A 12,975-nucleotide genomic window follows, 5' to 3' on the forward strand; every position below is an offset into this window, starting at 1 on the left:
CAAAACAACCCCCCTTTGCTAGAAGGATTTCCGGCGGGTGGCATTCTGAGAGAACCTCATGTTTGCCGATATCATCAGACCGATCAGCTTGAGTTTTTCGCTGCTGCGGCGGTTCTGGCCGCAGCTCGTCGTGCTGGTGCTGGCCGGTGTTCTGGCCGGCGATCTCTTGCTGCAACTGGCGGCCAAGGTGGCGCTCGCCAACCATTTCGCCGGGCTCGCCATGCTGACGCTGGTGGCGCTGGCCCAACTGGTGGTGACGGTGGCGATGTTCCATGTGCTGCGTCCCGGCTTGCCCCATGTGCTGGCCGCGCAGCGTGGCGCGGAAAACGCCGCGGTCGCCGAGGGGGAGGGAACCGCGGACCGGCGCGGTTCGCGGCTGGTGCGGATGATCACCATCGCGCTGTTGCCCTTCTTCGCCTATTATGCCGCCTGGGGATTCCTCGGCGACATCGTGCGCCAATATTCGCGCGAAACGCTCGACCAGGCCGGCTTCGGCCAGAGCGCCAATGTTCTGGACGTGCTGGATTCGCGCTGGCTGCTGGTCTCGGTGGCGGTGTCCTGGCTCGTCCGCCGGATGGCCAAGTTCATGCAGGCGAAAACGGGCGCCGGCTCGTTCTGGCAGATCGTGGTGGTGATCTGCGAGACCAACTGGATCTTCGTCGGTCTCTACGTCATCAGCCGCTGGAAGGACAGCGCGTTGCAATGGCTGATGAGCCGCAATTTCTGGTCGGTTCTGCAGGCGTCGGCCGACGGGCTGGCGAGCCCGGTGCCGGCGGCGGCGGCCGCGCCCATGGTGCCGGTCGAGATCACCTCGGTCGCGCCCTCGACAGTCGCCGTCAACCTGTTCTTCTACATGCTCTTGCCGCTGATCTGGCTGGTCATGGCGGCGCTTATCTATGGCTATGACGTGCGCGACGACGCGGCACTGATGCGCGTGCATGGCAGGCTGGAACGTGTCGGCAAGCGCTATGCCGGCCTGCCGAAATTCCTGCGCGATTTCGTCGAGCATTTCGTCGCCGGCTACCGCTCGCGCTATCTGCCGATCGCCAATGGCGTGCGGCTGACGGTAAGCTCCAGCCTCGTATTGCTGTGTACGCTGATCGTCGGCTATCGACTGCTCGACTGGGGCGCGGCCTGGCTGTGGCTCGGCGCGACGCGGCTGATCGGCCCGCACGAGCTCGACGTCTGGCAGATCCTGTCGCATGGCGTGACGCTGTTGTTCGGCAGCCCGTTCCAGGATTCCTCCACCGGCATCCTGATCGAGCCGCTGCGCATCTGCTTCCTCGCCGCCGTGCTGGAGACGGCGTTCTCGCTTTCCAAGGGGACGGTTGAGGCGGACGGTCGTTCCCGGTAGCGACGGGAACAGCGGGTCGCGTATCCTTGTCGCGCCTTGCCATGTGCGTGTGATGGGGCGAAAATGCGGTCTTTCCTGGTCTCGTAAACAGACCGCCTGTTTGCATTCGCAAGATCGAAGAGAATGCCATGACTTACTTCTTCCGCCGTCGAAGTGAGGCAATGACCTTCGGCCTGCCTGTGGTCTGCTGCGCGCTGGCGTTGATACTGCAATCGAACATAGAGCCGATCGAAGATTACCGGACGGCGATTGTGGTGGTCGTTGCCGGCATATCGATCGTTCTTACCCTGGCAACCGTCTTTGCCGTGGTGCGACATGCGGAGGCGATAGCCCGACGCGTCGGACAGCCATACGGCACCCTGGTCCTTACCTTGGCCGTAACGACGATCGAAGTGTCGATCATCGTCTCGATGATGCGACATGGCGCCAACAATCCGACCCTGGCGCGAGAATCCGTGTTCTCCACGGTCATGATCGTTTGCACCGGCATCGTAGGGCTGTGCCTGACACTTGGCGGGTGGCGGCACCGCCACCAGGACATCCGAAGGCAAGGCACAAGTTCCTTTCTTTCGGTGCTGATCGCGATCACGGTGCTGACGATGGTGCTTCCGAACTACACGCTTGCCACCAGCCCCGGGACATTTTCTCCCACGCAACTGGCCTTCGTCGCGCTGCTGTCGCTCTTGCTCTACGGCAGTTTCGTTTTCGCCCAGAGCTACAGCCAGAAAGAGGACTTCCTGGAGGTGCAGGTGCGTGAAAGCGCTCCGGAAAGCCATTCTCCGCAGGTTCACGGCGTGCCGACCCATTTCGTCTTTCTGCTTCTGGGACTGGTCGGGATCGTTCTGCTGACGGAACGGGTCGCGGCTGGCGTCGAAGATGGCCTTTCCTACCTGCAAATCCCGCAATCGGATGCGATCGTCGGCGCGATGATCGCGTTCGTCGTGCTGCTCCCGGAGGCGATCTCCGCCATCAAGGCATCGTGGGGGAATGAGCTCCAGCGCGCATTGAACGTCGCTTTGGGCTCGGCGTGCGCGACCATCGGACTGACGATCCCGGCAGTGGCGGCGGCCAGCCTCATCACCGGAAAGTCGCTCAACCTCGGTCTCGGTCCGAGCGACGTGATTTTGCTGGCTCTGGCCCTTGCGGTGAGTGTCGTAAGTTTCAGTACCGGACGCACGACGGTTCTCACCGGACTTGCTCACCTCGTCGTCTTTGTTGCCTACGTCCTGTTGATCGCCGTGCCGTGACTCCGGACTGCCGGCGCTGTCGCTACTTCGGCGGCCGCTGAAACCGCAGGTACCACGGCCGCTCGCTTCCCAGCCCAATGGCGGGACGGATGGTCTTGATGGCATCCTCGGGCACGATGAAGGTGTCGCCGATGGTGATGACGTCGCCTGTCTTGGCGCCGGAGAAGATCGCCGAGGTGCAGTTCATCACGCCGTCCGGCAGTCTGACGCCCGAAATCACGTCGGGGAGCCAGCGGCGGCCGACGGCATCGGTCAGCATCAGCTTGCAGCCCAGCCATTGCTTCTGCAAGTCGGGATCGCCGACGGTGACGGAGAAGGTGGCGATGACGGCGAAGGCCTGATCGGGCAAGCGGCCGACCTTGCCGCCGCGCAGGTCCGCCAGTTTCCAGTCGCTGCCGCCGAAGTGCGCGGACTGGCCAAACTCGACATGCCTGGCGATGAGGTCTTCGCCGCCCAGCCATTCGCGCAGGCTGTCATGGCTGGTCTCGGCCAGCGTCAGCGGCAGCAGGACGGCGAGCGCGGCCAGGCTGCGCCGGCGCCATTTTTTCTCGGCCTGCCGCCCGGCCGCCGGCTCCATGCCGGTCGAGACGGCGCTCATGGCTTGCCCTGCAATGTCGGGCCGGCAGAAGTCTGGCCCGGTGGTGCATCCAGATCGTATTGCGGCAGAATGCCGGCCGGTTGTCCATCGGCACCGGCCGGCAACCCGTCGAAGCTGATGCGGGCCTGCGCATCGAGCGCGCCGAATTGGCGTTCCGAGACCAGCAGCCTGGCGCCGCGGATCTGGTCGGGCGGCACTTCGAAGACGAACAGGCCGCGTTTTTCCAAGCCGGGATCGACGCCGTGCGGCGGCATGTCCTGGCGATAGCCCAGCCGCTCCGTCTGGCGGTAGCGCAGACCGGTCGGACCTTGCCAGGTGCCGTCCGCGACCGTGATGGAGGCGTAGGTCGCGGTGAGGCTGGTCGTCACCACCGCCCACACGCCGCTCGTCGTCAAAAGCTTTTGCTGTCCGAACTGGTTGGTCTTCAGCGCGCGGGCGAAGACGACCTCGTCCAGCCGCACGTCGAAGCTGCGCGCCCGCACCGTGTCGTGCATGGCGCCGTCGACCGGGATGGGCGCGGTGAGGTCGGCATAATGCGGCTTGGAAAGCTGCATGCCGTAGCTCAGCGCCACGGTGGCGGCGAGAATCACGAGATTGCCGAGGACCCGCATGCTCATGAGCCGGCTCCCGGCGTGTCCGTTGTCGGCATATCGGCGAGGGGCAAGGTGACGGTGCCGAGACGGTAGGGATTGTACCAGCCGGGCGTGCCGTAGAGATTGTCGCGCGGCTTGAAGATTTCCGCGGTGACGCCGAAGGCGAGCGTCGGCGGCAGGGCGGCGTCGCCGGCCAGCGGCCAGACATAGGCCAGGCGCTCGGTCATGCCGGGGTGCAGTTCCGGCGCCAGGGTGGAATCGCGTATCAGGGTGATCATCGGCATCGGGTCCGGCAGGGTGATCCCCTCCGGCCTGAAGACAGCGAAATAGGCCCTGTTGGATTCGGCCGTGCGGTTGGTCATGTCGGCCTCCAGCACCAGTGCCTTCTGGCCTGGTTTCAGCGGCACGCCATGGATGTCGGCATGGCTGACATAGGCACGCACCGGCTTGATGCGCCAGCGGCCGGCATCGACGGCGGCATCGGACGGCAATTGCGGCGGAGGGTGAGCGGGCAGGGCGCCAAAGGCGCCCATGAGGCCGGCCACGAACAGCGCGGCGATGGTTCCCGCGCCTGCCGTCATCCAGGCCTGGACTCTTGAACGGGCAGTCTTGAACATTCCCTGCTATGCACGTCGAACGATCAGCCACCCGCAGGCAATCTAGGAAGAAAACGCGCGGATGGGAACCCGCAAATAGCGGCATTGCCCAGCTCTTCTCGTGACTGCCTTTCCCTCGTGACGCGATGTGGTCGCCGATGGCTTGGCGGGCCCGCCTATGCCGCCTCCAAGGCCCAGACGCGGTGGCCGTAGCGGCGGAAGAAGCGCGCCAGCAGGCGTTGTTGCCTCGCCCTGGCGAGGTCCGCCAGGCGCCGTTCCTGGCGCCAGCGCGGCATGTTGCGCCAGAAGGCGATGAAGCGGGCGGCGTCCTCGATGGCTTCTTGTGCCGATAGCGCCGGGCCGATCGCCGCCAGGAAAAGCGATTCCGATTGTTTCAGCGCGTCGACGACCGCCTTGCGCCTGAAATGGCCGAGGCGCGCCTGGCGGATGCCGTGTTCGCGGATTCTCGCGAAGGCCTCGATGAGAGCATGACTGTCGCCGCCATAGCCGCAGGCGTGAGCGAAATCGGCGGAAAGGGCGTCCATCGTCTCTCCCGGGGTGCTGCACGCGCGCCGACTCGGCTTTGCAAGCTACATAGAAGCATAACTCAAGAATTGGCGAAAGAGAAACTTTTGCGGAGCCCTGAAAGATGCGACTCGACTCTCGTTTCAAAACACAGGAATATGCGAACAAACAAGGAACAAAGAGGCGAGCCGCGATGGCATTGACGGGCAAGGGATCAGTGATTGCGGATGTCGTTTCGATATCGGTCGAATGCGCCGATTGCGGCCGCAACAGGTGGTGGAAGCCCGATCAGCTGAAGCGCTTCGGCGTGACTGGCAATACGCCGCTGGCAGCGCTTTCGGGCCGGCTGGTCTGCTCGGCCTGCCGCGCCGACGGGCTGCCGGGCACGGCGATCCAGATCCGGGCGGCGTTTATCGACGAGCGCCAGCGCGTGCGCAGCGAGGCGCTGATGCTGAGCGAGCGTGAGATGCCGCTGGAGGGATCGGGGCGGGCGTGAAGGCGAGGGGGTCGACGCTGGGTTTTGCCTGCTCTCCTTGTGGGAGGAAGAATTGCCCAGTCGCCCTCAATAGCCCAGCAATTCCTTCAACGGAATGACCCGCCAGACCTGCTTGATGGCATAGCGGTTGAAGGTCAACGTCTTCGGCGGATTGTACTGTTCGACCACCAGTTCGGCGGCGGTGCGCTTGACCAGCTTCTTGATGAAGGCCTTGCCGTTGCGTTCGTTCTCTTCCGGGAAGGTTTCGATCACCACATGATCGCCCGGGACGGCATCGCGGCCGCCGCAATAGATCAGGTCTCCGGGCTCGTAACGGGGCACCATGGAATCCGAGAGCACGTGCAGCGCGAACACCTTGGCCAGGTTGCGGATGCCGGGTGGGCGCTGGACGTAGCCGGCGGGCTCGCCGTTGAAGGTGAAATCGCCGTCGTCTCCGCCAACCGCGGCGCCCAGCACCTGGATGTCCATCGGCCCGGCGGGGGGCGGCCCGGCATCGGTGACGATCTCGGCGTCGTTGACCGGTCCGGCATCGTCGAGGAAAACCACCTCGCCCTTGCCGAGCGCCACCGGGTCGACACGCAGAAAGGCAGCGGTCTTCAGGAGGTTTTCCGTCTTGGGCAGGTTGCGACCGGTTTCCCAATTGCCGACGGCGGCGACGTCGGTGTCGTTGTGCTCGGCGATGTGGCGCATGACCAAGCCGCGCTGCTTGCGCGCCTGGCGGATTGCCGCTCCGACCTTGACCGACAGTTGCGTTTTCACCATGGCACCCATGTGACCAACAAGCGCTGCTTTCGTCCATGAAAGAATGGCTTGCATAAATTTTTGAGTTATGCTTATATCCGCTCATGCAAAAGCTCAACCCCTTTCGAGTCGAAAGCGCCCTCAGGCCAGCTTCGCGCGAGCCGGCCAGCGCTCATTCCCTTTCGCCCCGGCTGTCCTCCTCCCCGGCCAGGGCGAAGCGTGAGGCTGACTGCCCCGATGCATCAGCCGCACGTCCGGTCCGCCCGTCACTGGCGGCCGGAACGGCCGGAGCCGCCGCTCCCCGCGGCTCCGGCCCCCAATTCAGCGCGGTGCGGATCCGCTCCCTGATACGCACCGAGAACTGCACCGTGATCCTGCTCGACCGGCAGACGGGCAGGGCGGTTTCCACACCCGACCGGGTGACCGCAGAGGCCCGCCTCGCTGCGCTGGACGGCCGGCCGGACTGAGGCCGCCAGCCCGACGGCCGACAGGCCGGATCGAACCCGACAATGCCCACCGCCTGCGGCGGGCCGACACCGACACTCGCCGGCGGCGTCGCGCGCTGCCGCGGCCGCGCAATGAACGGAGACCAGACATGGCACTTTATGGCGACAAGGACTTGCAGGCGATCGCCGGCTGGCTGACGGACGGACTTTCCGCCTCGCGCATCGCGGCTCGGTTCAGCGCGTCGCGAGGCAGCCGGGTGTCGCGCGACGCCATTATCGGCATCGTTCACCGCAACGCCATGCTGAGTTCGATCGGCTTTGCCAACAGCAAGCGCATCGCGGCAGCCGAGAGGGCGAATGACAAGGCCGCGGACCGCGCCGCCAAGGCCGGACGCAAGCGCGTGCCGAAGGGTGAAGGTGCGGAACGCCTCGCAGCGCGCGAGGCCGGCGTGCTGATCGCGGACGGGCAAGCTTACTGCCTGGAGGTGCCGATGCCGCAGCGAAGCCCGGTCGGCCGCCAGCCGCATGGGGTGGCAATGCGCTTCGTCGACTGCCTGTTCGGCCGCTGCCGCGCTCCGCTCGACCTGACGCTGGAGCCAAATCCGGAAAACGATGCGCCCGGCGGCCGGCCGGGCGTCCACATGCTGTGCTGCGGCATGCGCACAAGGGCGATGAAAAGCTACTGCACCTATCACCAGGCGCGCTTCCGCCGGCGTGTCTGCGAGGCGGGGTGAGCTTCCTCCCGTTCTGGAGAGACGATGCCGGCAAGAGGCAACGCCGGTCAGGATTGGAACACAGCCGAGAGTTTGGGAGAGTGGTTCAGATGCAAGGTATCGGAGCGTTGGCGCCTCTCATTGGCCTGCTAAGCATTTCTCTCCATAAGAGTGGGAGAAAGAAGCTGGCTGCAACGCTGGCTTTTCTTCTGCAATGGTGGCGATCTGGCGGGAACGGCGGCCACGCAACGCCTTTATTTTGGCAGATCGTGGCCCTGCTTTGGCATCCGCACGCTCATTGCATCAGGCATCACTGGCCGGCCGTCGTCGCCGGCCAATATGCGGGTAACCCGGGCGAAGCCGGTGAACGCTTTCATCGCGTCGGCGTGCGAAATCTGCGCCGCGATGGCCGCGCTGCACGCGTTGAGCGCACTGCGGTAGACGTGACCACGCCGTTCAACCGGCCAGCGCTGCAGGAAGTCGGCTGCCTCTGCGACGCTATCGATCACCTCGACATGCCCGTCCAGGCATACTTTGAGCGGAGATCCTGTTTTCATGGTACCCACGGCGGTTACCTTGGCGTTGCGCGCGGCTCGAAGGCCAGCCACTATCAACGTGCAAGGCAGCGGCGCGGTTGCATCACGTTTTCAGCCGCCTCACGGGCCCGCGGCGGCGTCGAGCCATTCATGGGCGCGGCTACGCGGCTTCGCCACCAGCAGCCCCTGCTGTCCTGCCGCCTTGGTGAAAGCCTCGAAGGCGACGCGCTGGCGGCAGCTGCCATCGATGGCGAGCCTGACCAGCCTTGTCGCATCCAGATAGGCGGTGGCCGTCTTGTCAGGCCATTGCCGGCGAAGCGCGGTCGCCGCCTGGGCGATGGAGCCCACCAGCATGGTCTTGTTGTCGCAGAAGCGCAAGGTCACCGGCATGAAGGCGGTCATGGGCATACCTCCTGTTGGTTTGGTGCGGCACAACGCCCAGCCTCGCCGCTGGTTCCGGCGCACGCAGCCAATTTCGCCAGGGATTGCGGCCCCCGCCAGCCAGCACCTCAATCCTCTCCCCCACAAGGACGCAGCCATGAGCAAGAAAGCCGCCAGATCAGCTAAACCGCAGACGGCGAAGGTGCCGAAGGGCGAGGCCGAGCAGGTGCGCATCCGCCGCGAGGTTGGCCATGATTTCGCGTTGCGGGACGACGAGTTCGGCCGCAAGCGGCTCGCAACCGGCACGTCGGAGGCGCGGCGCGTCTATGAGGTGTCCAATGACGGCCATACCTCCACCGGTGGTATCGTGCGGGTGCGCAGCATCGATCCGCTGCTGGGCATCACCTCGCTGTCGCACCAGCAGCGCGAGGCTGGTCTGCGCTACCGCGAGGATTTCCGCGCCAGCCAGCAGGCTGGTATCAAGCCGATGCGCTGGAGCGAACGCGTCGACGGCGACAGGACAACCGGCGGCATCGCCGACAGCGTGCTCAATGCCGGACGGTCGCACGCCGCCGCGACCCGCGCGCTCGGCCATTGGGAGGTGGTCGACGTGGTGCGGAAGATCGTGTGCCTGGAGCAGTCGGTCAGAGGCGTGGCGGGAGAGATGAGCGAGGGCAGGGACGTGGCGGCAAAGCTGTTGAGAATCGGGCTCGATCTGCTGGCGATGCACTACGGGATGATGATGCGAAAATAGTAGCCGGTGCAGCGCGTAGGCAGTGGCGCCGCTTCTGGCATGGGCTGTGCACGACGATCCGACCGACGCGATGCCGGCCGGATTGGTTGTAGGGTCAACGTCGGCAGACGCGGACTCTCTCGATGACCCGATGGTGATGACGCCAGTGTTTGATCACCTCGGTGTGGCAGCGACGATGACCGTAGTAACGCGGACGGTAGCTCTCGTCATACATGCTGTAGCGGCGATAATAGCCATCATCGTCGGAATAATCGCGATAATGGTGACGATATCTGGGAACATAGTAATCGTCGTCATAGCCGTTGCCGATGCCAAGCGTGATGCTGGCGGCATTTGCCGGAGCCATCACGGCCGCCGCCGAAGCGACGGCAATCACGGATGCGAGCAAGAGTTTCTTCATGACAACCTCCTCTAAGGTCCCACTAATAAACGCTGCGGGCTCGGCCGTGTTCCAATAAGGCGGGTAAAGCAATGTTTCGCGCCCGGGGGCGCCGTGACGGAGAGCATCGGCGGCAGGGCGTCTGGCCAGGCGTGTCAGTATGGTCTCGCAATCTTTGAACCCTTGGCGCAGCCGTTCATTACCCCGGCATGCAACCAGCAAGGGGAGATCCGATCATGTACATCATCCTTGGAGGCACCGGCCATGTCGGTTCCGCTGCCGCGATCGCCTTGTTGCGGCGGGGCCAATCCGTGACCGTGGTGACGCGCGACGCGGCCAAGGCCGCCTGGCTGGTCGAGCAGGGCGCCGAAGCGGCGGAGGCGGATGTGGGTGACAGCGATAGCCTGCGCGACGTGCTGCGGCGGGGCAAGCGGGCGTTCGTGCTCAACCCGCCGGCCGATCCCGCCACCGACACCGATGCCGAGGAGCGCCGGACGGTGGCGGCGATCGTCGGAGCGCTCAAAGGATCGGGGCTGGAGAAGATCGTGGCGCAATCCACCTATGGCGCTCAAACCGGCGAGCGGGTCGGCGACCTCACCGTCCTGCACGAGCTGGAAGAGAGGCTCGACCGGCAGCCCATTCCCGCCAGCATCATCCGGGCGGCCTACTATATGAGCAACTGGAATCCCTCGCTGGAGACGGCCAAGCGCGAGGGCGTGGTCAACACGTTGTTGCCGCCCGGTTTCAAGCTGCCGATGGTGGCGCCGCGGGACCTTGGCGAGGCGGCCGCCCGGCTGCTCGTTGAGCCGGCCGGCCAGACCGGCATGCACAATGTCGAAGGGCCTTCGCGCTATTCGGCCCAAGATGTCGCGGCGGCCTTCGGCGAGGCGTTGGGCAAGGAGGTGCGCGTGGCCCCGGTGCCGCGCGAGCGCTGGGTGGAGACCTTCCAAAAGATGGGATTTTCGCCGCAAGCGGCGCAATCCTATGCGCGCATGACGCAGGTTACGGTGGACACCACGTATGATCCGCCAACGAAGCCCGAGCGGGGGGCGGTGACGCTGGAGCGCTATGTCAGGGAGTTGGTGGAGGGCTAATTGGCGCTGGTCTGCCGGTGGACGGGCGGAACATTGGTCGAAGAGCAGACCGTGCCTTTCGGTCCATAAAAGCAAGGCCAATTTGGGTCGGTGACATGCGTGCCGATGAAATTGCCTTGCCACGCCACGAATGCCAACGCCAACAACACAAAAACCACCGCTATCACAATGCCGCCGACGTCCCGGCGCGGCATATAAGGCCAAACTGGAAGTCGAAGCCCCATGGCGGATGTCCCTTCATCAGGGATGTAGGTTGAACAGCGCCTTGCCTTCAATGAGAAGGGATGCGCCGCCGTCTTTATTGCGACCGCAATAAAGACTTCAAGGTCAGCTAGGCTGTAGTGTTGCCGGTTCCGCCCTGCTTTCCTAACCTCCCCATTCGCACCGCCAGAAACTCCACGAAGAGCCGCGCCCGTACCGGCAACTGCCGGCCGAAGGCGTGCACGATGTGCACCGGCATGGTCGGCATCGGCACGTCGGGCAGGATGCGGACCAGGCGGCCGGTCTCGAGGTCGTCCTGCACGGCGACCTGCATGAGATGGGCGATGCCGGCGCCGGCCAGCGCGGCGTGGCGGATGGCGCCGCCGTCGTCGGTGTCGAGGCGGCCGTCCGGGATGATCCGCGTGCCGTCGGCAAAGGCGACGGGCAGGGGCCGGCCGCCTGAGAGATAGCGGATGAAGTCGTGGCTGCGCAAATCAGCGGTCGAGGCCGGAAAGCCTCGACGCCGGACATAGGCTGGCGCGGCAACCAGCACAATCGGCAGGGAGGCTACCCTGCGGGCGGTCAGCCCGGTGTCGACCAACGCGCCCATGCGCACCGCCACATCGTAGTTCTCGCGGATCAGGTCGGCGTGGCGGTCGGTGACGCTGAGCTCCAGCTTCACCTCGGGCTGCTCGGCGAGGAAGCTTTCGGCCCATGAGGCAATCAGGGCGCGGCCGAGCTCGACGGGGGCGGTGACGCGCAGCAGGCCGCGCGCGCTGCCGGCGCTCTGCACGATGTCCTGCGCATCGTCGAGCGCCCTCAGCAACGGCGCCACCCGCTCGTAATAGGCGATGCCTTCGCTGGTCAACCCGAGCCGCCGGGTCGAGCGCTGGATGAGCTTTGCGCCCAACCGCCGCTCGAGCCTGGCGACGCTCTTCGACACGGCCGAGGGGCTGGAGCCGATCAGCCGGCTGGCGGCCTGGAAGGAGCCCGCATCGACCGTGCGCACGAAGGCGACGAGGCCGGCGGTCTTTTCGAGGATGGTGGTCATGGGTCATTCCGGAATTTCAGGCATGAAAGAAGCGATCAAGCGGACCCTAATACGCTTTTTCGTCGCGCCTAAATACCGCTGGTCATCACAGAAGGAGAGAATTGATGAGCAGTCTGAACGGCAAGGTCGCCATCGTCACCGGCGCGTCCAAAGGCATCGGCGCCGCCATCGCCAAGGGGCTGGCCGCGGCCGGTGCCGCGGTGGTGGTCAATTTTGCCTCGTCGCGGGAAGGGGCCGAGCGTGTGGTCGCGGCGATCACGGATGCCGGCGGCCGGGCGGTGGCGGTGAAGGGCGACGTCGCTGTCGCCGCCGATGTGCGCGGCCTGTTCGAGACGGCGAAGTCGTCCTTTGGCGGGCTCGACATACTGGTCAACAATGCCGGCGTGTTCCGGTTCGAGCCGCTGGAGGCGGTGACCGAGGCCGAGTTCCACCGCCAATTCGACACCAATGTGCTGGGCATCCTGCTGGCCATCCAGGAGGCGGCGAAGCAGTTCGGGCCGCAAGGCGGCAGCATCATCAACATCTCCTCGATCGCCAGCTTCAATCCGCAGCCCAGTTCGCTGGTCTATGCCGCCACCAAGGCGGCGGTGGATTCGATCACGCTGTCGATGTCGCGAGAGCTCGGCGCCCGCCGCATCCGCGTCAATTCCATCGCGCCGGGCGGCGTCTACACCGAAGGGCTGCGGCGCACCGGCGTCGTCGGCGGCGAGGCGGAGGCTCGAATCATCGGGCTGACGCCGCTCGGCCGCTTCGGCCAGCCCGAGGATGTCGCGCGCGTGGCGGTGTTCCTGGCCTCCGACGAGGCCTCGTGGCTGACCGGCGAACGGATCGCGGCGTCGGGCGGGTGGCGGTAGAGAGCGGATGCGGCGCTTTTGCCTTCTCCCCTTGTGGGCCTGTTGCGCAATTCTGGCATTGTGATTCACTTCGATTATTGCTCGGAGGGATTTGCGATGGCGGTGAAGCGGACGGGACAGATGAGCTTTGTCGAGGCTTTTCTGGGGAAGAGGGCGGTTGGCTCGTCGGGGATTCTGGATCGGATCGGGTCGCTGGTGAAGTGGTACCGTTTCGAGAAGCTGCTTGGCGGGCTCAATCATGGTGGTCCGGGCCATCCCGGCTGGCCGGCGCTGGTTCTCTACAAGGCCCTGCTCTTGCAGTCGCTTTACGGGCTGTCGGACCGCGAGCTGGAGGAAGCACTCGCCGACCGGCTGTCGTTCCGCCGCTTCGTGGGGCTCGCACTCGACGAGACGGTGCCCGACCACACGGTGCTCAA

Annotated in this window: 18 protein-coding genes; 8 read left to right on the forward strand and 10 right to left on the reverse strand. The window is 65.2% G+C overall.

Features of this window, described 5'->3' with window-relative positions:
- Nucleotides 1–58: 58 nt before the first annotated feature.
- Together LB532_RS28140 and LB532_RS28145 are read left to right on the forward strand one after the other, a co-directional pair.
- Entirely contained in the window at nt 59–1,354 is a 1,296-nt protein-coding gene (locus LB532_RS28140) for a hypothetical protein (protein ID WP_140642060.1), read from the forward strand.
- A gap of 128 nt (nt 1,355–1,482) precedes the next feature.
- Nucleotides 1,483–2,601 carry a calcium:proton antiporter gene (locus LB532_RS28145; protein WP_140642062.1) on the forward strand — a complete coding sequence of 373 codons (1,119 nt, stop codon included), beginning with the start codon at nt 1,483–1,485 and terminating at the stop codon, nt 2,599–2,601.
- A gap of 22 nt (nt 2,602–2,623) precedes the next feature.
- Here the strand turns inward: LB532_RS28145 and LB532_RS28150 are convergent, their stop codons facing one another.
- The 4 genes from LB532_RS28150 to LB532_RS28165 form a co-directional block, all read right to left on the reverse strand.
- Nucleotides 2,624–3,199, reverse strand: coding sequence for a hypothetical protein (locus LB532_RS28150; RefSeq protein WP_140642064.1), 576 nt, complete (start codon nt 3,197–3,199; stop codon nt 2,624–2,626).
- Entirely contained in the window at nt 3,196–3,816 is a 621-nt protein-coding gene (locus LB532_RS28155; protein ID WP_140642066.1) for a hypothetical protein, read from the reverse strand. Before LB532_RS28155 ends, LB532_RS28150 begins: the two co-directional genes overlap by 4 nt.
- Nucleotides 3,813–4,373, reverse strand: coding sequence for a hypothetical protein (locus LB532_RS28160; RefSeq protein ID WP_224557508.1), 561 nt, complete (start codon nt 4,371–4,373; stop codon nt 3,813–3,815). The genes LB532_RS28155 and LB532_RS28160 overlap by 4 nt, the downstream gene beginning before the upstream one ends.
- 191 nt (nt 4,374–4,564) lie before the next feature.
- The gene (locus tag LB532_RS28165; protein WP_140642070.1) at nt 4,565–4,933 is read right to left on the reverse strand and encodes a hypothetical protein; all 369 of its coding nucleotides are present in this window, start codon (nt 4,931–4,933) and stop codon (nt 4,565–4,567) included.
- Nucleotides 4,934–5,106: 173 nt separating this feature from the next.
- On the opposite strand from LB532_RS28165, the gene LB532_RS28170 reads away from it, so the two are divergent.
- The gene (locus tag LB532_RS28170) at nt 5,107–5,409 is read left to right on the forward strand and encodes a hypothetical protein (RefSeq protein WP_140642072.1); all 303 of its coding nucleotides are present in this window, start codon (nt 5,107–5,109) and stop codon (nt 5,407–5,409) included.
- Between the two features lie 66 nt (nt 5,410–5,475).
- Here the strand turns inward: LB532_RS28170 and LB532_RS28175 are convergent, their stop codons facing one another.
- On the reverse strand, nt 5,476–6,180 hold the full coding sequence (locus LB532_RS28175; protein WP_140582698.1) for an XRE family transcriptional regulator: 705 nt from the start codon (nt 6,178–6,180) through the stop codon (nt 5,476–5,478).
- 565 nt (nt 6,181–6,745) lie between these two features.
- Here LB532_RS28175 and LB532_RS28180 point away from each other — a divergent pair.
- Complete coding sequence (locus LB532_RS28180) at nt 6,746–7,330, forward strand: GcrA family cell cycle regulator (protein ID WP_140642076.1); 585 nt, start codon at nt 6,746–6,748, stop codon at nt 7,328–7,330.
- A 233-nt stretch (nt 7,331–7,563) separates the two neighbouring features.
- Here the strand turns inward: LB532_RS28180 and LB532_RS28185 are convergent, their stop codons facing one another.
- The gene (locus tag LB532_RS28185; protein ID WP_140642126.1) at nt 7,564–7,866 is read right to left on the reverse strand and encodes a DUF982 domain-containing protein; all 303 of its coding nucleotides are present in this window, start codon (nt 7,864–7,866) and stop codon (nt 7,564–7,566) included.
- Nucleotides 7,867–7,965: 99 nt separating this feature from the next.
- Nucleotides 7,966–8,247, reverse strand: a complete 282-nt coding sequence (locus tag LB532_RS28190) for a DUF982 domain-containing protein (RefSeq protein WP_140552338.1) — start codon at nt 8,245–8,247, stop codon at nt 7,966–7,968.
- A 136-nt stretch (nt 8,248–8,383) separates the two neighbouring features.
- Here LB532_RS28190 and LB532_RS28195 point away from each other — a divergent pair, with 136 nt between their 5' ends.
- The gene (locus tag LB532_RS28195) at nt 8,384–8,980 is read left to right on the forward strand and encodes a DUF6456 domain-containing protein (RefSeq protein ID WP_140642078.1); all 597 of its coding nucleotides are present in this window, start codon (nt 8,384–8,386) and stop codon (nt 8,978–8,980) included.
- 94 nt (nt 8,981–9,074) lie between these two features.
- Here LB532_RS28195 and LB532_RS28200 read toward each other — a convergent pair whose 3' ends face one another.
- Nucleotides 9,075–9,380 (reverse strand): hypothetical protein, encoded by a 306-nt coding sequence (locus tag LB532_RS28200; protein WP_140642080.1) that lies wholly within the window; start codon nt 9,378–9,380, stop codon nt 9,075–9,077.
- Nucleotides 9,381–9,595: 215 nt separating this feature from the next.
- Here LB532_RS28200 and LB532_RS28205 point away from each other — a divergent pair, with 215 nt between their 5' ends.
- Nucleotides 9,596–10,453 (forward strand): NmrA family NAD(P)-binding protein, encoded by an 858-nt coding sequence (locus tag LB532_RS28205; RefSeq protein WP_140642082.1) that lies wholly within the window; start codon nt 9,596–9,598, stop codon nt 10,451–10,453.
- On the opposite strand, the gene LB532_RS28210 is transcribed toward LB532_RS28205, so the two are convergent.
- The gene (locus LB532_RS28210) at nt 10,450–10,677 is read right to left on the reverse strand and encodes a hypothetical protein (protein ID WP_140642084.1); all 228 of its coding nucleotides are present in this window, start codon (nt 10,675–10,677) and stop codon (nt 10,450–10,452) included. The two genes, LB532_RS28205 and LB532_RS28210, sit on opposite strands and share 4 nt — an antisense overlap.
- 107 nt (nt 10,678–10,784) lie before the next feature.
- A complete protein-coding gene (locus LB532_RS28215) occupies nt 10,785–11,705 on the reverse strand; it encodes a LysR family transcriptional regulator (RefSeq protein ID WP_140642086.1) in 921 nt (306 codons plus the stop codon).
- A 104-nt stretch (nt 11,706–11,809) separates the two neighbouring features.
- Between LB532_RS28215 and LB532_RS28220 the strand changes: the two genes are divergently transcribed.
- Both LB532_RS28220 and LB532_RS28225 read left to right on the forward strand, forming a co-directional pair.
- The gene (locus LB532_RS28220) at nt 11,810–12,559 is read left to right on the forward strand and encodes a glucose 1-dehydrogenase (RefSeq protein ID WP_140642088.1); all 750 of its coding nucleotides are present in this window, start codon (nt 11,810–11,812) and stop codon (nt 12,557–12,559) included.
- Nucleotides 12,560–12,655: 96 nt separating this feature from the next.
- On the forward strand, nt 12,656–12,975 hold a 320-nt coding region (locus LB532_RS28225; RefSeq protein WP_224557510.1), incomplete at its 3' end, for a transposase.

It is taken from the genome of Mesorhizobium sp. ESP-6-2 (assembly GCF_020164675.1).
GTDB lineage: Bacteria > Pseudomonadota > Alphaproteobacteria > Rhizobiales > Rhizobiaceae > Mesorhizobium.